The sequence below is a fragment of the Pseudomonas guariconensis genome (assembly GCF_900102675.1).
GTDB lineage: Bacteria > Pseudomonadota > Gammaproteobacteria > Pseudomonadales > Pseudomonadaceae > Aquipseudomonas > Aquipseudomonas guariconensis.
Window position 1 is genome coordinate 68132 of record NZ_FMYX01000011.1, and the last position, 22100, is coordinate 90231.

Genomic DNA, 22100 nt, shown 5'->3' on the forward strand with positions numbered 1-22100 from the left:
CGGAGATGGTTATGACAGCGCTCTACATGATAATCGGCACCCTGGTAGCCCTGGGTGTATTGGTCACTTTCCATGAATTCGGCCATTTCTGGGTCGCCCGGCGCTGCGGCGTCAAGGTGTTGCGGTTCTCCGTAGGTTTCGGTACGCCGCTGGTGCGCTGGCACGACCGCCATGGCACCGAGTTCGTGGTGGCGGCGATTCCCCTGGGTGGTTACGTCAAGATGCTCGATGAGCGTGAGGGAGAGGTACCCCCTGCGCTGCTTGGTCAATCCTTCAACCGCAAGCCGGTTGGCCAGCGCATCGCTATCGTCGCGGCGGGCCCCATCGCCAACTTCCTCCTGGCGATCCTGTTCTTCTGGGTCGTGGCGCTGCTCGGAACCCAGCAAGTCCGTCCGGTCATCGGTGCGGTGGAGTCGGGCAGCCTGGCGGCTTCCGCTGGGCTGGTCGCGGGCCAGGAAGTGGTGTCGATCGACGGCAAGCCGACCAACGGCTGGTCAGCCGTCAATTTGCAGTTGGTGCGCCGCCTTGGTGAGACCGGCACCTTGCGGGTCGGCGTGCGCGATGAAGGCGCTACCCTCGAGCGTCAGCATGAAATCAATCTCGATCACTGGCTCAAGGGCGTCGACGAGCCGGACCCGATCCAGTCCCTTGGCCTGCGCCCCTGGCGTCCAGCCATCCCTCCCGTTCTCGCCGAGATCGACCCCAAGGGGCCTGCGGCTGCGGCCGGGCTCAAGACCGGCGACACGTTGCTTGCGCTGGACGGAGTTGCTCTGGCGGACTGGCAGCAGGTCGTGGACAGCGTTCGCGCACGTCCCGAGGCCAAGGTGCAGTTGCGCGTCGAGCGTGATGGTGCACAGCTGGAGGTCCCGGTAACCCTTGCGCGGCGCGGGGAAGGGCAGGCCTCTGGGGGTTACCTCGGGGCTGGCGTCAAGGGAGTCGAATGGCCTGCCGAAATGCTGCGCGAAGTGAGCTTCGGGCCGTTGGAGGCGGTGGGCGAGAGCCTCTCTCGCACCTGGAGCATGAGCGTCCTGACCCTTGAATCGCTGAAGAAAATGCTGTTCGGGGAGCTCTCGGTAAAAAACTTGAGCGGACCGATAACCATTGCTAAAGTGGCGGGCGCTTCAGCCCAGTCGGGCGTGGGGGATTTCCTGAATTTCCTGGCCTACCTGAGCATAAGCCTGGGGGTTCTTAACCTGCTGCCCATTCCAGTACTGGATGGGGGGCATTTGCTGTTTTACCTGATCGAGCTGGCGCGCGGTCGTCCGCTCTCGGATCGGGTGCAAGGTTGGGGGGTCCAGATCGGTATCAGTTTGGTCATCGGGGTGATGTTGCTCGCCCTGATCAACGATCTGGGTCGACTATAAAAAGCTTCGCTCAATTGCGAACGAACCTGCCGCCTTATCGCGGCGGGTTGTTTATTGCCAGTTGGAATAAAAGGACTTCATGAAACGTCTGCTGCTAACTGCGGTCCTCTCCGCACTGATGATCGCTGAAGTTCACGCCGAGTCCTTCACCATCTCCGATATTCGCGTCAATGGTCTGCAGCGGGTCTCCGCGGGCAGCGTGTTCGGTGCCTTGCCCTTGAACGTGGGTGACCAGGCCGACGATCGCCGCCTGGTCGAGTCCACGCGCTCCCTGTTCAAGACCGGCTTCTTCCAGGACATCCAGCTGAGCCGCGACGGCAATGTCCTGATCATCAACGTGGTCGAGCGCCCATCGGTTTCGAGCATCGAGATCGAAGGCAACAAGGCGATCAGCACCGAAGACCTGATGAAGGGCCTGAAACAGTCCGGCCTGGCCGAAGGTGAAATCTTCCAGCGCGCCACCCTCGAAGGTGTGCGTAACGAACTGCAGCGCCAGTACGTGGCCCAGGGCCGCTACTCGGCCGAAGTCGACGCTGAAGTGGTACCGCAACCACGCAACCGTGTCGGCCTGAAGATCAAGATCAACGAAGGCACCGTCGCTGCCATCCAGCACATCAACATCGTTGGCAACAATGTCTTCGATGACGAGGAACTGAGCCAGCTGTTCGAGCTCAAGACCACCAACTGGCTGTCCTTCTTCAAGAACGACGACAAGTATGCCCGCGAGAAGCTCTCCGGTGACCTGGAGCGTCTGCGCTCCTACTACCTGGACCGCGGCTACATCAACATGGACATCGCTTCCACCCAGGTGTCCATCACCCCGGACAAGAAGCACGTCTACATCACCGTCAACATCAACGAAGGCGAGAAGTACACCGTACGCGACGTGAAGCTCTCCGGTGACCTCAAGGTGCCGGAAGACCAGGTCAAGTCGCTGTTGCTGGTGCAGCCAGGCCAGGTGTTCTCGCGCAAGGTGATGACCACCACCTCCGACCTGATCACCCGTCGTCTGGGTAACGAAGGCTACACCTTCGCCAACGTCAACGGCGTGCCGCAGCCGCACGACGAAGACCATACCGTCGACATCATGTTCGTGGTCGATCCGGGCAAGCGTGCCTACGTCAACCGTATCAACTACCGCGGCAACACCAAGACCGAAGACGAAGTGCTGCGTCGCGAAATGCGCCAGATGGAAGGCGGCTGGGCCTCGACCTACCTGATCGACCAGTCCAAGACCCGTCTGGAGCGCCTGGGCTTCTTCAAGGAAGTTAACGTCGAGACCCCGCCGGTGCCGGGCACCGACGACCAGGTCGACGTCAACTACAGCGTTGAAGAGCAGGCCTCCGGCTCGATCACCGCCAGCGTCGGTTTCGCCCAGAGCGCAGGCCTGATCCTGGGTGGTTCGATCAGCCAGAGCAACTTCCTGGGTACCGGTAACAAGGTTTCCGTTGGTCTGACCCGTTCGGAATACCAGACCCGCTACAACTTCGGCTTCGTAGACCCCTACTGGACCGCCGACGGCGTCAGCCTGGGTTACAACGCCTTCTACCGCAGCACCGACTATGACGACCTCGATGTCGACGTGGCCAGCTATGCGGTGGACAGCCTGGGCGCTGGCGTCAGCGTCGGTTACCCGATCAGCGAAACCTCGCGCCTGACCTTCGGCCTGAACGTACAGCAGGACAAGATCAAGACCGGCAAGTACACCGTCGACGAGATCTTCGACTTCCTGGATAAGGAAGGCGATGACAGCTTCCTGAACTTCAAGGCTTCGGCGGGCTGGTCGGAATCGACCCTCAACAAGGGCGTGCTGGCGACCCGTGGTCATTCCCAGAGCCTGAGCGCCGAGGTAACCACTCCAGGCAGCGACCTGTCGTTCTTCAAGATCGACTACCGCGGCCAGCTGTTCAAGCCAATCACCAACGACTACACCCTGCGCTTGCACACCGAATTGGGCTATGGTGATGGTTTCGGCTCCACCGACGGCCTGCCGTTCTACGAGAACTACTTCGCGGGTGGCTTCAACTCGGTGCGTGGCTTCAAGGACAGCAGTCTGGGTCCCCGCAGTACGCCGAGCCAGGGCACCAAGCCGGGCACCATCAAGGACCCGGACCAGGATCCGCTGCCATTCGGTGGTAACGTCCTTGTCCAGGGCGGTGCCGAGTTGCTGTTCCCGCTGCCGTTCGTCAAAGACCAGCGCTCCCTGCGTACTTCCGTGTTTTGGGACGTGGGTAACGTGTTCGACACCAATTGCGGCAACAAGCCTGATTGCGAAAAGGTCGGTTTCTCGGGCATGGCAAGCTCTGTCGGTCTGGGCGTCACCTGGATCACTGCGCTGGGTCCGCTGAGCTTCAGCCTGGCGATGCCGGTGAAGAAGCCGGACGACGCCGATACCCAGGTGTTCCAATTCTCTCTGGGCCAGACCTTCTAAGGTCGGCCCTTGCTTAACGACAACGGTTTATCCAGGAGTGCATCGTGCGTAAGTTGACCCAACTGGCCGTGATGGCCGCGGCGCTGGTCGCCACCCCGGCTTTCGCCGAAATGAAGGTCGCCGTGCTGAACTATCAGATGGCGCTGCTCGAATCCGACGCGGCCAAGAAGTACGCCGTCGATGCCGAGAAGAAGTTCGGTCCACAACTGACCAAGCTCAAGAACCTGGAAAGCAGTGCCAAAGGCATCCAGGACCGCCTGATCAAGGGTGGCGACAAGATGCAGCAGCAAGAGCGTGAGCGTCTGGAGCTCGAGTTCAAGCAAAAGGCCCGCGACTTCCAGTTCCAGTCCAAGGAGCTGAACGAAGCCAAGGCCGTTGCTGACCGTGACATGCTCAAGCAGCTCAAGCCCAAGCTGGATGGTGCTGTCGAGGAAGTGATCAAGAAAGGTGGCTATGACCTGGTGCTCGAGCGCGGCGCGGTAATCGATGTCAAGCCGCAGTACGACATCACCCGCCAGGTCATCGAGCGCATGAACCAAGCCCGTTGATATGACCGTGACCATGACGCTCGGCCAATTGGCCGAGGCCCTCGGGGCGCAGCTCAAAGGCCCAGAGGCGCTGCAAATCACCGGATTGGCCACCTTGCAGGAGGCCACCGCCGGGCAGCTGAGCTTCCTTGCCAACAAGCAGTACCGCAAGTACCTGGACGATTCCCAGGCAGGCGCGGTGTTGCTCAAGGCCGAGGACGCCGAAGGCTTCGCCGGCAACGCTCTGATCGTGGCGGACCCATACCTTGCGTATGCCCGCATTTCGCACCTGTTCGATCCAAAGCCCAAGGCTGTGGCGGGAATTCATCCCAGCGCCGTGGTACATGAGAATGCACAGGTCGATGCCAGCGCCAGCATTGGCCCGTTCGCCGTGATCGAAAGCGGCGCGCGGATTGGCGCGAACGTGACGGTCGGCGCCCATTGTTTTATTGGCGCACGTTGCGTGATCGGTGAGGGTGGTTGGCTCGCTCCGCGGGTCACGCTGTACCACGACGTGACCATCGGCGAGCGGGTGGTGATCCAGTCCGGTGCTGTGATCGGTGGGGAAGGCTTTGGCTTTGCCAACGAGAAGGGCGTCTGGCAGAAGATCGCCCAGATCGGCGGTGTGACGCTGGGTGACGACGTTGAGATCGGTGTGAACACCGCCGTTGACCGCGGTGCACTGTCGGACACTCGTATCGGCAATGGCGTCAAGCTCGACAACCAGATCCAGATCGCCCACAACGTGCAGGTCGGTGACCACACGGCAATGGCGGCCTGTGTCGGGATCTCCGGCAGCACGCGCATCGGCAAGCATTGCATGATCGCCGGTGGCGTCGGCATGGTGGGTCACATCGATGTCTGCGACAACGTATTCGTTTCCGGTATGACCATGGTCACCCGTTCGATCACCGAGCCGGGCGGCTATTCTTCCGGCACGGCCATGCAGCCTCTGGCTGAATGGCGCAAGAGCGCCGCGCGTATCCGCCAGTTGGATGAAATGTCCAAGCGTCTCCAGCAGTTGGAAAAACGTGTCGATACCGTGACCTCAGGTGGCCAGCCGACATCAGAAGGCTGATACCATTCCCTGAGCAAGAGTGAACAGACGCTAGCTGGCTCCTCTTTGGATTGCAAAAGGAGCGTGTGGTCAGCACCTGCGCTCCCTATTCTTATTACAGGCTTCCCCCCGAAATGATGGACATCAACGAGATTCGCGAATACCTGCCTCACCGTTACCCGTTCCTGCTGGTGGACCGGGTCACGGATCTGGATTTCGAGGCCCAGAGCATTCGTGCCTACAAGAATGTCAGCATCAACGAGCCGTTCTTCAATGGCCACTTCCCGGCGCATCCAATCATGCCGGGCGTGCTGATCATCGAGGCGATGGCCCAGGCGGCCGGGATTCTCGGATTCAAGATGCTCGATGCCAAGCCGGCGGACGGCACTCTTTACTATTTCGTCGGCTCCGACAAGCTGCGCTTCCGCCAGCCGGTGCTGCCAGGCGACCAGCTGGTGCTGGAAGCCAAGTTCCTCAGCCGTAAGAGCATGATCTGGAAGTTCGAGTGCCGCGCCCTGGTCGACGGCAAGCCGGTCTGCTCGGCAGAGATCACTTGCGCGGAACGCTCCCTATGAGTTCGATTGATCCTCGGGCGATCATCGATCCGTCGGCCAAGATTGCCGACGGTGTCGAGGTGGGCCCCTGGTCGATCGTAGGCCCAGGCGTGGAGATTGGCGAGGGCACCGTCATCGGACCTCATGTGGTGCTCAAAGGTCCGACCCGCATCGGCAAGCACAACCGTATCTTCCAGTTCTCTTCCATCGGCGAAGATACCCCTGACCTCAAGTACAAGGGCGAACCCACGCGTCTGGTGATCGGGGACCACAATGTGATCCGCGAAGGCGTGACCATTCACCGAGGCACCATTCAGGACCGCTCGGAAACCACGCTGGGCGACCACAACCTGATCATGGCCTATGCCCATATCGGGCATGACAGCGTCATCGGCAACCACTGCATCCTGGTCAACAACACTGCGTTGGCCGGCCATGTGCACGTGGGTGACTGGGCGATCCTGTCCGGCTATACCCTGGTCCATCAGTACTGCCATATCGGTGCCCATGCCTTCTCTGGCATGGGGACGGCCATCGGCAAGGACGTGCCAGCTTTCGTCACGGTGTTCGGCAGCCCTGCCGAGGCACGCAGCATGAACTTCGAGGGCATGCGCCGTCGGGGCTTCAGTGACGAAGTCATCCACGCCCTGCGCCGCGCCTACAAGATCGTCTATCGCCACGGCCTGACCGTGGAAGATGCGCTCAACGAGCTGGGCGAGCTTGCTTCCCAATACCCCGAGGTCGAACTGTTCCGTCAGTCGATTCTCAGTTCCGCCCGCGGCATCACCCGCTGACATGGCCCAGCTTTGCGTGGCGCTGGTCGCGGGTGAGGCCAGCGGCGATATTCTCGGCTCCGGTCTGATGCGCGCGCTAAAGGCGCGCCATCCCGATGTTCGTTTCATTGGCGTCGGCGGTCCCTTGATGGAGGCCGAGGGTCTGGTGTCCTACTTCCCCATGGAGCGCCTGGCGGTCATGGGGTTGGTCGAGGTGCTCGGGCGCTTGCGCGAGCTGCTCAAGCGCCGCAAGGAACTGATCAGCACCCTCATCGCCGAAAAGCCCGACGTGTTCATCGGCATCGATGCGCCGGATTTCACTCTCAATATCGAACTGAAGCTGCGTCAGGCCGGGATCAAGACCGTGCATTACGTCAGCCCTTCTGTCTGGGCCTGGCGGCAGAAGCGTGTGCTCAAGATCCGCGAAGGCTGCGACCTGATGCTCACCTTGTTCCCCTTCGAGGCGAAATTCTACGAAGAGAAGGGCGTGCCGGTGCGCTTCGTCGGCCATCCGCTGGCGGACACGATCCCGCTCGAAGCCGACCGTCAGGCCGCCCGTGAGGCCATAGGCGCGGGCGAGGGGCCATTGGTGGCCTTGATGCCGGGCAGTCGTGGTGGTGAAGTCGGCCGGCTGGGCGAGTTGTTCCTCGATACGGCCCAGCGTCTGCGTGAGCTGGTGCCGGGCGTGCGTTTCGTCTCGCCCTGCGCCAACCCGGCGCGACGCGCCCAGCTCGAGCAGATGCTGCAGGGCCGCGACCTGCCGGTGACCCTGCTCGATGGCCGCTCGCACCAGGCCCTGGCAGCCTGCGACGCGGTGCTCATCGCTTCAGGTACCGCGACCCTGGAGGCGCTGCTGTACAAGCGGCCTATGGTGGTCGCCTATCGCCTGGCACCGCTGACCTACTGGATTCTCAAGCGCATGGTGAAGAGCCCCTACGTGTCGCTGCCCAACTTGCTGGCCCAGCGCCTGCTGGTGCCGGAGCTGCTGCAGGACGCCGCCACCAGTGAAGCCTTGGCCCAGACCGTGGCATCGCTGATCAGCAACGGCGCGCAGCAGACCGAAAGTTTCGACCAGATCCACCGCACCCTGCGTCGTGACGCCTCCAACCAGGCGGCCGAGGCGGTGCTGGCCTTGCTGGGAGACCGATAGGATGCAAATGGGGCTGGATTTCAACCTGGTCGAGGAGTTGGTCGCCGGTGTCGATGAAGTTGGTCGCGGCCCGCTCTGCGGGGCGGTGGTCACCGCGGCAGTGATTCTCGATCCGCAGCGGCCGATTCTTGGCCTCAACGATTCGAAGAAGCTCACCGAGGCCAAGCGTGAAGCGCTGTTCGACGAGATCTGCGAAAAAGCCTTGAGCTTTTGCATCGCCCGGGCGGAGGTCGAGGAAATCGACCGACTGAACATTCTCCAGGCCACGATGCTGGCCATGCAACGTGCGGTCGAGGGGCTGAGCATCACGCCCAAGCTCGCCCTGATCGATGGCAACCGCTGCCCCAAGCTGGCGGTGCCGGCGGCGCCTGTGATTCAAGGGGACGCCCAGGTGCCGGCCATCGCGGCTGCCTCGATCCTGGCCAAGGTCACCCGTGATCGTGAGATGAGCGCGTTCGAGCTGATCTATCCGGGCTACGGGATCGGCGGGCACAAAGGGTATCCGACGCCTGTGCACCTTGAGGCGTTGGCGCGTCTGGGGCCGACGCCGATACATCGGCGTTCCTTCGCCCCGGTGCGCGCGGCGTGGGAGGCCCGTGAGGGCATCACCGACTCTTTGATCTGATCGATTGGGGCCGCTTTGCGGCCCCAAACTTTCATGGCTTTTACGCTACAATCCCGCTCTTGTTGTCTGGCACTGCTATAGGATTTTCCATGTCGGTTTCCTTCGTTCACCTTCGCGTGCACTCCGAATTTTCGCTGGTCGACGGCCTGGTGCGGATCAAGCCGCTGGCCAAGGCACTGGCCGGAATGAACATGCCGGCGGTGGCGATTACCGACCAGAGCAACATGTGCTCCCTGGTGAAGTTCTACAAAACCGCCATGGGCGCCGGCATCAAGCCGATCTGTGGTGCCGACCTGTGGCTGGCTGGCAGCGACCCGGAAGCGCCGCTCTCGCGGATCTGCTTCCTGGCCATGAACCCCAAGGGCTATCGCAACCTCACGGAATTGATTTCCCGCGGCTGGACCGAAGGCCAGCGCAACGGCTTGGTGATCATCCAGCGCGAGTGGATCGCCCCCGCCAGCGAAGGGCTGATCGCGCTGTCCGCTGGCAAGGAAGGCGACATCGGCATGGCGCTCATGGCGGGGCGCCAGGACGAGGCTCAGGCGCTGCTTGGCGATTGGATGGGCATGTTCCCCGACCGTTTCTACGTCGAGGTGCAGCGGACCAATCGCAGCGGTGACGAAGAGTACGTGCATGCCGCCGTGGCGCTGGCCGACCGCTTCGGTGCGCCCTTGGTGGCAACCAACGATGTGCGTTTCATCAAGCAGTCCGACTTCGACGCCCACGAGACCCGCGTCTGCATCGGCGAGGGCTGGACCCTCGACGATCCGCGCCGGCCCCGTGCCTACAGCGACCAGCAGTACCTCAAGTCCGCCGAGGAAATGGCCGAGCTGTTCAGCGACCTGCCGGACGCCATCGCCAACACCGTGGAAATCGCCAAGCGCTGCAACATCACCGTGCAGTTGGGCAAGTACTTCCTCCCCGATTTCCCGACGCCCAACGGCATGGGCATCGACGACTACCTGCGTCACGTCTCCCACGAAGGCCTGGAAGAGCGCCTGGCGGTGCTCTGGCCCAAGGAGACCACGCCCAATTACGAAGAGAAGCGCCAGGTCTATCTGGACCGCCTGAAGTTCGAGCTGGATATCATCATCCAGATGGGCTTCCCCGGTTACTTCCTGATCGTTATGGACTTCATTAAGTGGGCCAAGAACAACGGGGTGCCGGTGGGGCCTGGCCGAGGGTCGGGTGCGGGCTCGCTGGTGGCTTATGTGTTGAAGATCACCGACCTCGACCCGCTGGCCTATGACCTGCTGTTCGAGCGCTTCCTCAACCCAGAACGTATTTCCATGCCCGACTTCGACGTCGACTTCTGCATGGATGGCCGCGACCGGGTGATCGACTACGTGGCCGAGGCCTACGGGCGTAATGCAGTCAGCCAGATCATCACCTTCGGCACCATGGCGGCCAAGGCGGTGGTGCGGGACGTGGCCCGGGTCCAGGGCAAGTCCTATGGTCTGGCCGACCGCCTGTCGAAAATGATCCCGTTCGAAGTGGGCATGACTCTGGAGAAGGCCTACGAGCAGGAAGAAATCCTGCGCGACTTCCTCAAGAGCGACGAGGATGCCCGCGAAATCTGGGACATGGCCCTGAAGCTCGAAGGCGTTACCCGAGGCACCGGCAAGCACGCCGGGGGCGTGGTGATCGCGCCGACCAAGCTCACTGATTTCTCACCGATCGCCTGTGATGAAGAGGGTGGCGGCCTGGTGACCCAGTTCGACAAGGATGACGTCGAGGCTGCGGGCCTGGTGAAGTTCGACTTCCTCGGCCTGCGTACCCTGACCATCATCAAGTGGGCGATGGAGACGATCAACCGCGAGCAGGCCAAGAAGAACCTGCCCGACGTCAACATCGACTTCATCCCGCTGGACGACAAGAAGACCTACGAGCTTTTGCAAAAGGCCGAGACCACGGCCGTGTTCCAGCTCGAATCGCGCGGTATGAAGGAGCTGATCAAGAAGCTCAAGCCCGACTGCCTGGAAGACCTCATCGCACTCGTGGCGCTGTTCCGCCCCGGCCCGCTGCAATCGGGCATGGTGGATGACTTCATCAACCGTAAGCACGGCCGCGCCGAGCTGGCCTACCCGCACCCGGACTACCAGTACGAAGGCCTCAAGCCGGTACTGGCGCCGACCTACGGCATCATCCTGTACCAGGAACAGGTGATGCAGATCGCCCAGGTCATGGCCGGCTATACCTTGGGCGGCGCCGACATGCTGCGTCGCGCCATGGGTAAGAAAAAGCCCGAGGAAATGGCCAAGCAGCGCGGCGGCTTCATCGAAGGTTGCGCCAACAACGGTATCGATGCAGACCTGGCGGGCAACATCTTCGACCTGGTGGAGAAATTCGCAGGTTACGGTTTCAACAAGTCCCACTCGGCCGCCTATGGCCTGGTGTCCTATCAGACAGCCTGGCTCAAGACCCACTACCCGGCGCCTTTCATGGCTGCGGTCCTGTCGGCGGATATGCACAACACCGACAAGGTGGTGGTGCTGATCGAAGAAGTGCGCAGCATGAAGCTGCGCCTGGACGCGCCGGATGTGAACAACTCCGACTTCAAGTTCACGGTCAACGACGATGGCCGCATCGTTTATGGGCTCGGGGCGATCAAGGGCGTCGGTGAGGGCCCGGTCGAGGCCATCGTCGAAGCGCGTGCCGAGGGCGGGCCATTCAAGGACCTGTTCGACTTCTGCGAGCGCGTCGATCTCAAGCGTATCAACAAGCGAACGCTCGATGCGCTGATCCGCAGTGGCGCGCTTGACCGCCTGGGCCCGTACTTCCACGACGAAATCAAGGCTTATCAGGCCAACATCGACCGCAACCGTGCGGTGCTGCTTTCGGCCTTGGAGGAGGCGATCAAGGCTGCCGAGCAGATCGCTCGTACTGCCGACAGCGGTCACGTGGATCTGTTCGGCGGCCTGTTCGTCGAACAGGACTCCGACGTCTACGCCAACCACCGCAAGGTGCGCGAGCTGACCCTGAAGGAGCGTCTGCGGGGCGAGAAGGACACCTTGGGCCTGTACCTGACCGGCCACCCGATCGACGAGTACGAGACCGAGATTCGCCGCTTCGCGCGCCAGCGCATCATTGATCTCAAGCCGTCCCGCGACACCCAGACCGTGGCAGGCATGATCATTGCGCTGCGGGTGATGAAGAACAAGAAAGGCGACAAGATGGGCTTCGTCACCCTCGACGACCGTTCCGGGCGTATCGAGGCTTCTTTGTTTGCCGATGCGTTCATGGCGGCTCAGGCCCTGTTGCAGACGGATGCGATGGTGGTGGTGGAAGGAGAGGTCAGTCACGACGACTTTTCCGGCGGCCTGCGCCTGCGGGTCAAGCAGGTGATGACCATGGAGGATGCCCGCACCAAGCTGGCCGAGAGTCTGCGCCTGAAGGTGGCCCACGAGGCCCTCAAGGGCGACCGACTGGCCTGGCTGGGCGAGCTGATCACCCGTCATCGCGGTGGCTGCCCGATCACCTTGGAGTACACCGGGAGCGAGGCGCGGGCGATGCTGCAGTTTGGCGACGAGTGGTCGATCGATCCCGCCGACGGCCTGATTCAAGCGCTGCGTGACCAGTTCGGACGTGAGAACGTCTTCCTGCAATACCGCTGAACCGACGAATTTTAATCTCGACCTGAATGCGCCTGATCCCTTAAGGTAGGGCGCCAAACGGATCAACCGGCCGGCCGCCTGGCCGTAGACCCAAGACGGATGCCTATGAACCCGAATTTCCTCGATTTCGAACAGCCGATTGCCGACCTGCAAGCCAAGATCGAAGGGCTGCGCCTGGTGGGCAACGACAATTCGCTGAACATCAGCGATGAAATTGCCCGTCTGCAAGACAAGAGCAATACCCTGACCGAAAGCATCTTCGGCAACCTGACCAGCTGGCAAATCGCCCGTCTGGCCCGTCACCCTCGTCGTCCCTATACCCTGGACTACATCGACCACATCTTCACCGAGTTCGAAGAGCTGCACGGCGACCGTCACTTCGCTGACGATGCTGCGATCGTCGGCGGTACCGCGCGCCTGGACGGCAAGCCGGTCATGGTCATCGGTCACCAGAAGGGCCGTGAAGTGCGTGAAAAGGTGCGCCGCAACTTTGGCATGCCGCGTCCGGAAGGCTACCGCAAGGCCTGCCGCCTGATGGAAATGGCCGAGCGCTTCAAGATGCCTATCCTGACCTTCATCGATACTCCGGGTGCCTACCCTGGTATCGACGCCGAGGAGCGCAACCAGAGCGAGGCCATCGCCTGGAACCTGCGGGTAATGGCACGCCTGAAGACCCCGATCATCGCCACCGTCATCGGTGAGGGCGGTTCCGGTGGTGCGCTGGCCATCGGCGTGTGCGACCAATTGAACATGCTGCAGTATTCCACCTACTCGGTGATCTCGCCGGAAGGCTGCGCCTCGATCCTGTGGAAGACCGCCGACAAGGCCGCCGATGCTGCCGAGGCAATGGGCATCACCGCCGAGCGCCTGAAGAGCCTGAACATCGTCGACAAGGTAATCAGCGAGCCTCTGGGCGGCGCCCACCGTGACCCTGCGAAGATGTCCGAAAGCATCCGTGCCGACCTGGTCGAGCAGCTCGAGATGCTGGGCAAGTTCGATCACGATGCGCTGCTGGCCCGTCGTTACGATCGCCTGATGAGCTACGGCGTCTGACCCATTCGGGGGCGTCGCGCCTATCTTCGGATAAACCCGCTCCTTCCACGACGGCATTGCCCTAGATCGCAGTGCTATTGTGGGAGCGGGTTCACTCGCGAAAGGGGCGCGAAGCATCTGCGATGATCCTCCGTCATGTGAGGTCCTGATGATCAACCTCACCGCTCAACTTTCCCCCTGGCTCAATGCCCCCGCCTGGTACGTCGCTTTCTCCGGCGGCCTCGACTCCACCGTCCTGCTGCAGCTGCTGGCCGATTACGCCCGTCGTCATCGCGCCCCGCCACTGCGCGCCGTGCACATCCATCATGGCCTGCAAGCCGCTGCTGATGATTGGCCGCAACATTGCCAGTCGATCTGTGATGGGCTGGGTCTCGAGCTCCAGGTCATCCATGTTCAGGTCACGCCCGGTGCCAGCCTGGAACAGGCGGCCCGGGATGCCCGCTATGCCGCATTCGCGCAAGTGCTCGGGGCTGGGGAGGTGCTGTTCACAGGTCAGCACCGCGAGGACCAGGCCGAGACCTTGCTCTTTCGTCTGTTGCGCGGTGCCGGACTGCGCGGGCTGGCGGCCATGCCGGCAGCACGCCCCCTGGGGCAGGGGTGGCTGGCCCGGCCCCTGCTGGCGGTCGGGCGGGCGCAGTTGCTCGCGCAGGCCAATGCACAGGGGCTTTGCTGGATCGAGGATCCCTCCAACGCCAATACCACCTATGCCCGAAACTACCTGCGCGGCGAGGTATTCCCTGTGCTGAATCATCGTTGGCCTCAGGCCGCGAGCAATCTTGCCCGCAGTGCTGGGCATTTGGGCGAGGCCCTGGGCTTGCTGGACGAGCTGGCGGCAGATGATCTGGCGGGAGCCGCACAAGGGGCACCGTTTGCCTGGCTCGGCCTGGACTCTCTCGATCTGGCCGCGCTTGAGGCATTATCGCCAGCGCGCCAGCGAAATGCCCTGCAATATTGGTTGAGCCGTCGGACTCGGTTACCCGACGCCCGTCATTGGGCCGGCTGGGACAGCCTGCGTGACGCAGTCGTCGATGCCCAGCCGGTGTGGCGGCTGGGCGATGGTGAGTTGCAGCGCAGTCATGGGCGCATCTGGTGGTTGAAGGGTCAGTGGCTGGTGCCGGTCCAGGGCGTTCTGGCCTGGGCGGACCCAAGCGTGCCTCTGACGTTACCCGGTAATGGTTGCGTGTCCGTGCAGGGTGATTGTCCGCCAGGTGAGGTGCAGGTGCGCTACCGTCAGGGCGGCGAGATGCTCGAGGTGCCAGGACGGGGCCGTCGTGACCTCAAACGCTTGCTGAACGAGCTGCAAGTCCCGCATTTCGTGCGCTCGCGTTTACCACTGCTGTGGCAGGGCGAGCGCCTGCTGGCAGTGGCCAACCTGCCGCTGGCAGGGCAGGGCGGTATCCAGTTGCATTGGCGGCCGCCGACGAGCGTGCAAGGTTTGAGCTGAAGGGTACATTCCGGTAGACTACCCTCCCTTCTTGATACAGCTTCTGTGGGTTCCTCGAAAACACAGCAGTTGCCGATTACCAAGCAGTTTTTTGCTGGGCTGATTCTTAAAATGACGAGCGAGCTCCATGCCGGGGATATCCCTGGTTTGTACAGACGCGGCAGTTGTTCGAGATGCACTGTGATTGACGCAGGTGATCGGGGGCTTCGGCCTTCCTTCGCTTTCTCCGGCGGCGCTGACCGCTTTAACGCAGACTTCTAGGGTTTTTCATGACGCGCTACATATTCGTCACGGGCGGTGTTGTTTCTTCATTGGGGAAAGGCATTGCCTCGGCTTCCTTGGCGGCCATCCTGGAGGCGCGGGGGCTCAAGGTCACCATGCTCAAGCTGGATCCGTACATCAACGTCGACCCCGGCACCATGAGCCCGTTCCAGCATGGTGAAGTGTTCGTCACCCACGATGGCGCCGAGACCGACCTCGACCTGGGCCACTACGAGCGGTTCATCCGCACCACCATGACCCAGAACAACAACTTCACCACCGGCCGTATCTACGAGCATGTGCTGCGCAAGGAGCGCCGTGGCGACTACCTGGGCGCGACCATCCAGGTCATCCCGCACATCACCGACGAGATCAAGCGTCGCATCATCAAGGGCGCCGGCGATGCCGACGTTGCCCTGGTCGAGATCGGTGGCACCGTCGGCGACATCGAGTCGCAGCCGTTCCTCGAGGCGATCCGCCAGCTGCGCGTCGAAGTGGGTTCCAAGCGCGCCATGCTGATGCACCTGACCCTGGTTCCTTACATCGCCACTGCCGGCGAGACCAAGACCAAACCGACCCAGCATTCGGTCAAGGAACTGCGCTCCATCGGCCTGCAGCCGGACGTGCTGATCTGCCGTTCCGACCACCCGGTCGACGCGTCGTCGCGCCGCAAGATCGCCCTGTTCACCAACGTCGAAGAGCGTGCGGTGATCTCTCTGCAAGACGTCGATACCATCTACAAGATCCCAGGTGTATTGCATGCCCAGGGCCTGGACGACTTCGTCGTCGAGCGCTTCGGCCTGCAGTGCAGCAGCGCCGATTTGTCCGAGTGGGACCAGGTCGTCGATGCCAAGCTGAACCCTGAGCATGAAGTCACCATCGCCATGGTCGGCAAGTACATGGAACTGCTGGATGCGTACAAGTCGCTGATCGAGGCCATGAGCCACGCGGGCATCAAGAACCGCACCAAGGTCAACCTGCGCTACATCGACTCCGAAGACATCGAGAACCAGGGCACCAGCCTGCTCGAAGGCGCCGATGCCATTCTCGTCCCGGGCGGTTTCGGTCTGCGCGGCGTCGAAGGCAAGATCACCGCTGTCCAGTACGCGCGCGAAAACAAGGTGCCGTACCTGGGCATCTGTCTGGGCATGCAGGTCGCGGTCATCGAGTTCGCACGTAACGTGATGGGCTGGAAAGACGCGAACTCCACCGAGTTCGACCGCAACAGCGGCCACCCGGTCGTCGGCCTGATCACCGAATGGGCCGATGCCACCGGCGCGGTCGAGACCCGTTCCGAAGCTTCCGACCTGGGCGGCACCATGCGCCTGGGTGCTCAGGACTGCCAGCTGGCGGCCGGCTCCAAGGTCCATGACTGCTATGGCAAGGATGTGATCACCGAGCGTCACCGCCACCGCTACGAAGTGAACAACAACCTGCTGCCACAGCTGGTCGAGGCAGGCTTGGTGGTATCCGGTCGTTCCGAGGACGGTGCGCTGGTTGAAGTGGTCGAGTCCAAGGACCACCCATGGTTCGTCGCTTGCCAGTTCCACCCCGAGTTCACCTCGACCCCACGTGACGGCCACCCGCTGTTCAGTGGTTTCGTCAAGGCGGCCCTGGCCCAGAAGAACAAGGCCTGATCCATGACCCAGAAGATCATTCGCGTCGGTAGCATCGAGATCGCCAACGACAAGCCGTTCGTCCTGTTCGGCGGCATGAACGTCCTGGAGTCCCGTGACCTGGCCCTGAAGGTCTGCGAAGCCTACGTGCGGGTCACCGAGAAGCTCGGTATCCCTTACGTGTTCAAGGCCAGCTTCGACAAGGCCAACCGTTCGTCGATCAACTCCTATCGTGGTCCGGGCATGGAAGAAGGGCTGAAGATCTTCGAAGAGATCAAGCAGACCTTCAAGGTGCCGGTGATCACCGACGTGCACGAGCCCTACCAAGCCGAGCCCGTCGCCAAGGTGTGCGACATCATCCAGCTGCCAGCCTTCCTGTCGCGCCAGACCGACCTGGTCGTGGCGATGGCCAAGACCGGCGCCGTGATCAACATCAAGAAGGCTCAGTTCCTCGCGCCTCAGGAAATGAAGCACATCCTGACCAAGTGCGAAGAAGCCGGTAACGACCAGTTGATCCTCTGCGAGCGTGGTTCGAGCTTCGGCTACAACAACCTCGTCGTGGACATGCTCGGCTTCGGCATCATGAAGCAGTTCGAGTATCCGGTGTTCTTCGATGTGACCCATGCCCTGCAGATGCCGGGCGGTCGCTCCGATTCCGCCGGTGGTCGTCGCGCCCAGGTCACCGACCTGGCCAAGGCCGGCATGAGCCAAGGCTTGGCCGGGCTGTTCCTGGAAGCCCACCCGGACCCGGACAACGCCAAGTGCGATGGTCCTTGCGCCCTGCGCCTGGACAAGCTGGAGCCGTTCCTGGCCCAGCTCAAGCAACTGGACGACCTGGTGAAAAGTTTTCCGACGGTAGAGACCGCGTAAAGCTCATTTCTCCGGTAAAGTACCGCCCTCACCCCTGACCGAACGGTCAGGGGTCGCCTTCGCCAGGCCTGCCCGTTTCCGAACTGCCTGGCGAACGCCCAGATTTCCTTAGCTGCGTTGTTTTCGTCAATTCTGGAGTGCTTACAACAATGGCAAAAATCGTCGACATCAAAGGTCGTGAAGTTCTCGATTCGCGTGGCAACCCCACCGTGGAAGCCGATGTTCTGCTCGACAACGGCATCATCGGCAGCGCCTGCGCGCCGTCCGGTGCTTCCACCGGCTCGCGTGAAGCGCTGGAGCTGCGTGATGGCGACAAGAGCCGTTACCTGGGCAAGGGCGTGCTGAAGGCTGTTGCCAACATCAACGGCCCGATCCGCGACCTGCTGCTGGGCAAGGACCCGGCCGACCAGAAGGCCCTGGACCGCGCCATGATCGAACTGGACGGTACCGAGAACAAGGCCAAGCTGGGCGCCAACGCCATCCTGGCCGTCTCCCTGGCTGCCGCCAAGGCTGCTGCCCAGGATCAGGACCTGCCGCTGTACGCACACATCGCCAACCTCAATGGCACCCCAGGCCAGTACTCCATGCCGGTTCCGATGATGAACATCATCAACGGCGGCGAGCACGCCGACAACAACGTCGACATCCAGGAGTTCATGGTTCAGCCGGTTGGCGCCAAGACCTTCTCCGATGCCCTGCGCATGGGTACCGAAATCTTCCACCACCTCAAAGCCGTGCTCAAGGCTCGTGGCCTGAACACCGCTGTGGGTGACGAAGGTGGTTTCGCGCCAAACCTGACCTCCAACGAAGACGCCCTGGGCGCCATCGCCGAGGCAGTCGAGAAGGCCGGCTACAAGCTGGGCACCGACGTGACCCTGGCCTTGGACTGCGCGGCTTCTGAGTTCTACGAAGACGGCAAGTACAACCTGTCTGGCGAAGGCAAGTCGTTCGATGCCGAAGGCTTTGCCGATTACCTCAAGGGCTTGACCGAGCGCTTCCCGATCATCTCGATCGAAGATGGCCTGGACGAGTCCGACTGGGCTGGCTGGAAGATCCTCACCGACAAGATCGGTGCCAAGGTACAGCTGGTCGGCGACGACCTGTTCGTGACCAACACCAAGATCCTCAAGGAAGGCATCGAGAAGGGCATCGGTAACTCGATCCTGATCAAGTTCAACCAGATCGGCTCGCTGACCGAAACCCTGGAAGCCATCCAGATGGCCAAGGCTGCCGGCTACACCGCGGTCATCTCCCACCGTTCGGGTGAAACCGAGGACTCCACCATCGCCGATCTGGCCGTCGGTACCGCTGCTGGCCAGATCAAGACCGGTTCGCTGTGCCGTTCCGACCGCGTCTCGAAGTACAACCAGCTGCTGCGTATCGAAGAGCAACTGGGCGCCAAGGCCGTGTACCGCGGTCGTGCCGAGTTTCGCGGCTGAGCAAGAGATGGTAAAAAGGCAGCAGCCGAGGCCGTCTGAACGTTCGTACTGAGCTGTCAGACGCCTCTTACGGGTTTCTGTCGACGAAGCCTGGCCTCGGCCAGGCTTCGTGCTATTGGAAGCTCGCTGCGGCGGCCTTTTACCTCTGGATATCTTGATGCGCAGTCCCTATTGGTTGTTTCTCGTCCTGCTCCTGCTGCTCGGCGGCCTGCAGTACCGCCTTTGGGTGGGTAACGGCAGCCTGGCGCAAGTGGCCGAGCTCAAGCAGCAGATCGCCGAACAGCATGCCGAGAACGAGCGGCTGCTCGAGCGTAATCGCGTGCTGGATGCTGAAGTTCTGGAGTTGAAAAAAGGTATGGAGACCGTCGAAGAGCGGGCTCGTCACGAATTGGGGATGGTCAAGGAGGGTGAAACCCTCTACCAGTTGCCGCAGAAATGACGCAGACGCTACCGGCTTTCTGGGCCGTGATTCCCGCCGCGGGCGTCGGTGCCCGCATGGCTGCCGATCGTCCCAAGCAGTATCTGCAATTGGGCGGGCAGACCCTTCTCGAGCATAGCCTCGACTGTTTTCTCGGCCATCCCTCGCTCAAGGGCGTGGTGGTCAGCATTGCCGCCGATGATCCCTACTGGCCTGGCCTACGCTGTGCCAACGACCCACGCATACAGCGTGCGGCCGGGGGGCGTGAGCGGGCCGACTCGGTGCTCAATGCATTATTGCTTTTGCATGCCCAAGGGGCGGCGGACAGCGACTGGGTGCTGGTGCATGACGCGGCGCGACCGAACCTGGCACGCAGTGATCTGGATCGGTTGCTGTCGGAGTTGGCCGACGATCCTGTCGGAGGTTTACTTGCGGTGCCTGCTCGCGACACGCTCAAGCGTGCCGATGCCAATGGACGGGTCAGTGCCACGGTGGATCGCAGCACCATCTGGCAGGCCTACACGCCGCAGATGTTCCGCCTGGGGGCCTTGCACCGGGCCCTGGCCGAGTGCCTGGTCTCCGATGTGGTGATCACGGACGAGGCCTCGGCCATCGAATGGTCCGGTCAGGCGCCGCGCTTGATTGAAGGGCGCAGCGACAACATAAAGGTCACCCGTCCGGAAGACCTGGAATGGTTGCGCCAGCGCTGGGCCGCCCGTCGCTGAAACCGAACACCTGCGTCCACCTCTTCGCAAGTGCCCCCGTGAAGAGGTCATCGGAATCCTCAGTTTTGCCGATACTCTGGCAGCCCCGCCAGCCCTTCCTTCAGAAAGTCCACCAGCCGCCGCACTTTCGGTGACAAGTGCCTTTGCTGCGGGTACAACGCCCATACAGCCGTGTTCGGTGGCTGGTGCGCTTCGAGCAGCGATACCAGCGCACCGCTGTTGAGGTGCTCAAGTACGTAATAGTCCGGCAACTGGCACAACCCCATGCCCAACAATGCTGCATCCAGCACTGCCTGCCCGCTGTTGCAGCGCCAGTTGCCCTGCACCCGCTGACTCAACTCCCGCCCATCCTGCTGCAATACCCAGAGGTCGGAACTGCCGATCAGGCAGTTGTGCCGAGTCAGTTCCGACAGGCTGTGGGGGCGACCATAGCGCTCAAGGTAGGCGGGGGAGGCGCACAGGTACATGCGCCGGGGAGCCAAGCGCGTAGCCACCAGGCGTGAGTCCTGCAGACGCCCGAGGCGTATCGCCAGGTCCATTCCCTCATGCACCAAGTCCAAGGTGCGGTTGCTCAGTTCCACCTCAACGCGCAGTTGCGGATACAGGGCCATGAAGCGCGTCACCAAGGGGACGATGAAGCGTTCTCCATAAGCCACCGCGCAGGTCATGCGCAACAGCCCTTTGGGCTCGCTGGCAAGGTCGCCCATGGCGCGCAGGGCTTCTTCGCGTCCGTCCTGCAAGCGCTGGCAATGTTGCAGGAAGGTCTGCCCTGCCTCGCTCAGGGTCACCCGGCGGGTACTGCGGTACAGAAGCCGTGTCTGCAAGCGCTCTTCCAGACGAGCGATTTGTCGACTGATGTGCGAGGACGAAACACCCAGACGTTCGGCGGCGGCGGTGAACTGGCCTGACTCGGCCACCGCGACGAATTCGTCGATGCCTTCCCAGCGACTGCTCATTGATTATCCCTGCATGGCAATAATGTTTTTACTTGCGCCGGATTATTCATCAAAAGTGCTTGAATTACACTGAGCCGAAGCAATCATCCCTTGTCTGGAGTTCCGTTGATGATCAAGTCCCGCGCCGCTGTTGCCTTCGAGGCCAAGAAACCCCTGGAAATCGTCGAAGTCGACGTGGCCATGCCCAAAGCGGGTGAAGTGCTCCTGCGTGTGGTGGCCAGCGGTGTCTGCCATACCGATGCCTACACCCTGTCGGGCGCCGACCCGGAAGGTATCTTCCCCTCGATCCTGGGCCACGAGGGCGGTGCGATCGTCGAAGCCGTGGGCGAGGGTGTCACCTCGGTCGCTGTCGGCGACCACGTGATCCCGCTGTACACCCCCGAATGCGGCCAGTGCAAATTCTGCCGCTCGGGCAAGACCAACCTGTGCCAGGCCATCCGCGCCACTCAGGGCAAGGGCCTGATGCCGGACGGCACCACCCGTTTTTCCTATAAAGGCCAGCAACTGTTCCACTACATGGGCACCTCGACGTTCTCCGAGTACACCGTGTTGCCGGAAATCTCCGTGGCCAAGATCGCCAAGGATGCGCCGCTGGAGAAGGTCTGCCTGCTCGGATGCGGTGTCACCACCGGTATTGGTGCCGTGCTCAACACCGCTAAGGTCAAGGCTGGCGACACCGTCGCCATCTTCGGTCTGGGCGGCATCGGTCTGTCGGCGATCATCGGTGCGGTGAAGGCAAAGGCTTCGCGCATCATCGCCGTGGACATCAACCCGGCCAAGTTCGAGATCGCTCGCCAGCTTGGCGCCACCGACTGCGTGAACCCGAAGGACTATGACCGTCCGATCCAAGAAGTCATCGTCGATCTCACCGACGGTGGTGTGGACTACTCCTTCGAATGCGTAGGCAACGTCCAGCTGATGCGTGCGGCGCTGGAGTGCTGCCACAAAGGTTGGGGTGAGTCGGTGATCATCGGTGTCGCCGGCGCCGGGCAGGAAATCTCCACCCGTCCGTTCCAGCTGGTGACCGGCCGAGTCTGGCGTGGTTCGGCATTCGGCGGTGTGCGTGGTCGCAGCGAGCTGCCAAGCTACGTGGAAATGTCGCAGAAAGGCGAGATCCCGCTGGATACCTTCATCACCCACACCATGGGCCTGGAGGACATCAACAAAGCCTTCGACCTGATGCATGAAGGCAAGAGCATCCGCAGCGTGATCCATTTCTGAGG

At 62.0% G+C, this 22100-nt stretch carries 18 protein-coding genes; 17 read left to right on the top strand and 1 reads right to left on the bottom strand.

Going from position 1 to position 22100, the window contains the following annotated elements:
• Window positions 1-11 precede the first annotated feature (11 nt).
• From rseP to ispD, 16 genes are all read left to right on the top strand, one after another.
• Window positions 12-1364, top strand: a complete 1353-nt coding sequence (rseP, locus tag BLS27_RS17930) for an RIP metalloprotease RseP (RefSeq protein ID WP_090346076.1) — start codon at window positions 12-14, stop codon at window positions 1362-1364.
• 79 nt (window positions 1365-1443) lie between these two features.
• Entirely contained in the window at window positions 1444-3795 is a 2352-nt protein-coding gene (gene bamA / locus BLS27_RS17935; RefSeq protein ID WP_043208857.1) for an outer membrane protein assembly factor BamA, read from the top strand.
• 44 nt (window positions 3796-3839) lie between these two features.
• A complete protein-coding gene (locus tag BLS27_RS17940) occupies window positions 3840-4343 on the top strand; it encodes an OmpH/Skp family outer membrane protein (protein ID WP_043208855.1) in 504 nt (167 codons plus the stop codon).
• Window position 4344: 1 nt separating this feature from the next.
• Window positions 4345-5400, top strand: coding sequence for a UDP-3-O-(3-hydroxymyristoyl)glucosamine N-acyltransferase (gene lpxD / locus BLS27_RS17945; protein WP_090346079.1), 1056 nt, complete (start codon window positions 4345-4347; stop codon window positions 5398-5400).
• 113 nt (window positions 5401-5513) lie between these two features.
• A complete protein-coding gene (fabZ, locus tag BLS27_RS17950; protein WP_003252314.1) occupies window positions 5514-5954 on the top strand; it encodes a 3-hydroxyacyl-ACP dehydratase FabZ in 441 nt (146 codons plus the stop codon).
• The gene (gene lpxA / locus BLS27_RS17955) at window positions 5951-6727 is read left to right on the top strand and encodes an acyl-ACP--UDP-N-acetylglucosamine O-acyltransferase (protein ID WP_043208850.1); all 777 of its coding nucleotides are present in this window, start codon (window positions 5951-5953) and stop codon (window positions 6725-6727) included. The genes fabZ and lpxA overlap by 4 nt, the downstream gene beginning before the upstream one ends.
• 1 nt (window position 6728) lies before the next feature.
• Entirely contained in the window at window positions 6729-7856 is a 1128-nt protein-coding gene (gene lpxB / locus BLS27_RS17960) for a lipid-A-disaccharide synthase (protein ID WP_090346082.1), read from the top strand.
• A gap of 1 nt (window position 7857) precedes the next feature.
• Window positions 7858-8481, top strand: coding sequence for a ribonuclease HII (rnhB, locus tag BLS27_RS17965; RefSeq protein WP_043208846.1), 624 nt, complete (start codon window positions 7858-7860; stop codon window positions 8479-8481).
• 89 nt (window positions 8482-8570) lie between these two features.
• On the top strand, window positions 8571-12095 hold the full coding sequence (gene dnaE, locus BLS27_RS17970; protein WP_043208844.1) for a DNA polymerase III subunit alpha: 3525 nt from the start codon (window positions 8571-8573) through the stop codon (window positions 12093-12095).
• 105 nt (window positions 12096-12200) lie between these two features.
• Complete coding sequence (locus BLS27_RS17975; protein ID WP_043208841.1) at window positions 12201-13148, top strand: acetyl-CoA carboxylase carboxyltransferase subunit alpha; 948 nt, start codon at window positions 12201-12203, stop codon at window positions 13146-13148.
• Window positions 13149-13296: 148 nt separating this feature from the next.
• Window positions 13297-14592 carry a tRNA lysidine(34) synthetase TilS gene (tilS, locus tag BLS27_RS17980; protein ID WP_090346085.1) on the top strand — a complete coding sequence of 432 codons (1296 nt, stop codon included), beginning with the start codon at window positions 13297-13299 and terminating at the stop codon, window positions 14590-14592.
• A gap of 269 nt (window positions 14593-14861) precedes the next feature.
• Window positions 14862-16490 (top strand): CTP synthase, encoded by a 1629-nt coding sequence (locus tag BLS27_RS17985; protein WP_043208837.1) that lies wholly within the window; start codon window positions 14862-14864, stop codon window positions 16488-16490.
• Between the two features lie 3 nt (window positions 16491-16493).
• The gene (gene kdsA / locus BLS27_RS17990; RefSeq protein WP_043208834.1) at window positions 16494-17339 is read left to right on the top strand and encodes a 3-deoxy-8-phosphooctulonate synthase; all 846 of its coding nucleotides are present in this window, start codon (window positions 16494-16496) and stop codon (window positions 17337-17339) included.
• A 149-nt stretch (window positions 17340-17488) separates the two neighbouring features.
• Entirely contained in the window at window positions 17489-18778 is a 1290-nt protein-coding gene (eno, locus tag BLS27_RS17995) for a phosphopyruvate hydratase (protein WP_043208831.1), read from the top strand.
• 157 nt (window positions 18779-18935) lie between these two features.
• Window positions 18936-19217 carry a cell division protein FtsB gene (gene ftsB / locus BLS27_RS18000; RefSeq protein WP_043208829.1) on the top strand — a complete coding sequence of 94 codons (282 nt, stop codon included), beginning with the start codon at window positions 18936-18938 and terminating at the stop codon, window positions 19215-19217.
• Window positions 19214-19921: a 2-C-methyl-D-erythritol 4-phosphate cytidylyltransferase gene (ispD, locus tag BLS27_RS18005; protein WP_090346087.1), complete on the top strand. Its 708-nt coding sequence runs from the start codon at window positions 19214-19216 to the stop codon at window positions 19919-19921. The genes ftsB and ispD overlap by 4 nt, the downstream gene beginning before the upstream one ends.
• A gap of 59 nt (window positions 19922-19980) precedes the next feature.
• Here the strand turns inward: ispD and BLS27_RS18010 are convergent, their stop codons facing one another.
• Entirely contained in the window at window positions 19981-20877 is an 897-nt protein-coding gene (locus BLS27_RS18010; protein WP_043208825.1) for a LysR substrate-binding domain-containing protein, read from the bottom strand.
• 108 nt (window positions 20878-20985) lie between these two features.
• Between BLS27_RS18010 and BLS27_RS18015 the strand changes: the two genes are divergently transcribed.
• Window positions 20986-22098 (top strand): S-(hydroxymethyl)glutathione dehydrogenase/class III alcohol dehydrogenase, encoded by a 1113-nt coding sequence (locus BLS27_RS18015; protein WP_043208823.1) that lies wholly within the window; start codon window positions 20986-20988, stop codon window positions 22096-22098.
• Window positions 22099-22100: the final 2 nt, after the last annotated feature.

What these genes read in the sequence shown, in the direction of transcription:
- rseP (WP_090346076.1), top strand. Translation starts at nt 12, where the DNA reads ATGACAGCGCTCTACATGATAATCGGCACCCTGGTAGCCCTGGGTGTA.
- bamA (WP_043208857.1), top strand. Translation starts at nt 1,444, where the DNA reads ATGAAACGTCTGCTGCTAACTGCGGTCCTCTCCGCACTGATGATCGCT.
- lpxD (WP_090346079.1), top strand. Translation starts at nt 4,345, where the DNA reads ATGACCGTGACCATGACGCTCGGCCAATTGGCCGAGGCCCTCGGGGCG.
- fabZ (WP_003252314.1), top strand. Translation starts at nt 5,514, where the DNA reads ATGATGGACATCAACGAGATTCGCGAATACCTGCCTCACCGTTACCCG.
- lpxA (WP_043208850.1), top strand. Translation starts at nt 5,951, where the DNA reads ATGAGTTCGATTGATCCTCGGGCGATCATCGATCCGTCGGCCAAGATT.
- lpxB (WP_090346082.1), top strand. Translation starts at nt 6,729, where the DNA reads ATGGCCCAGCTTTGCGTGGCGCTGGTCGCGGGTGAGGCCAGCGGCGAT.
- rnhB (WP_043208846.1), top strand. Translation starts at nt 7,858, where the DNA reads ATGCAAATGGGGCTGGATTTCAACCTGGTCGAGGAGTTGGTCGCCGGT.
- dnaE (WP_043208844.1), top strand. Translation starts at nt 8,571, where the DNA reads ATGTCGGTTTCCTTCGTTCACCTTCGCGTGCACTCCGAATTTTCGCTG.
- BLS27_RS17975 (WP_043208841.1), top strand. Translation starts at nt 12,201, where the DNA reads ATGAACCCGAATTTCCTCGATTTCGAACAGCCGATTGCCGACCTGCAA.
- tilS (WP_090346085.1), top strand. Translation starts at nt 13,297, where the DNA reads ATGATCAACCTCACCGCTCAACTTTCCCCCTGGCTCAATGCCCCCGCC.
- BLS27_RS17985 (WP_043208837.1), top strand. Translation starts at nt 14,862, where the DNA reads ATGACGCGCTACATATTCGTCACGGGCGGTGTTGTTTCTTCATTGGGG.
- kdsA (WP_043208834.1), top strand. Translation starts at nt 16,494, where the DNA reads ATGACCCAGAAGATCATTCGCGTCGGTAGCATCGAGATCGCCAACGAC.
- eno (WP_043208831.1), top strand. Translation starts at nt 17,489, where the DNA reads ATGGCAAAAATCGTCGACATCAAAGGTCGTGAAGTTCTCGATTCGCGT.
- ftsB (WP_043208829.1), top strand. Translation starts at nt 18,936, where the DNA reads ATGCGCAGTCCCTATTGGTTGTTTCTCGTCCTGCTCCTGCTGCTCGGC.
- ispD (WP_090346087.1), top strand. Translation starts at nt 19,214, where the DNA reads ATGACGCAGACGCTACCGGCTTTCTGGGCCGTGATTCCCGCCGCGGGC.
- BLS27_RS18010 (WP_043208825.1), bottom strand. Translation starts at nt 20,877, where the DNA reads ATGAGCAGTCGCTGGGAAGGCATCGACGAATTCGTCGCGGTGGCCGAG.
- BLS27_RS18015 (WP_043208823.1), top strand. Translation starts at nt 20,986, where the DNA reads ATGATCAAGTCCCGCGCCGCTGTTGCCTTCGAGGCCAAGAAACCCCTG.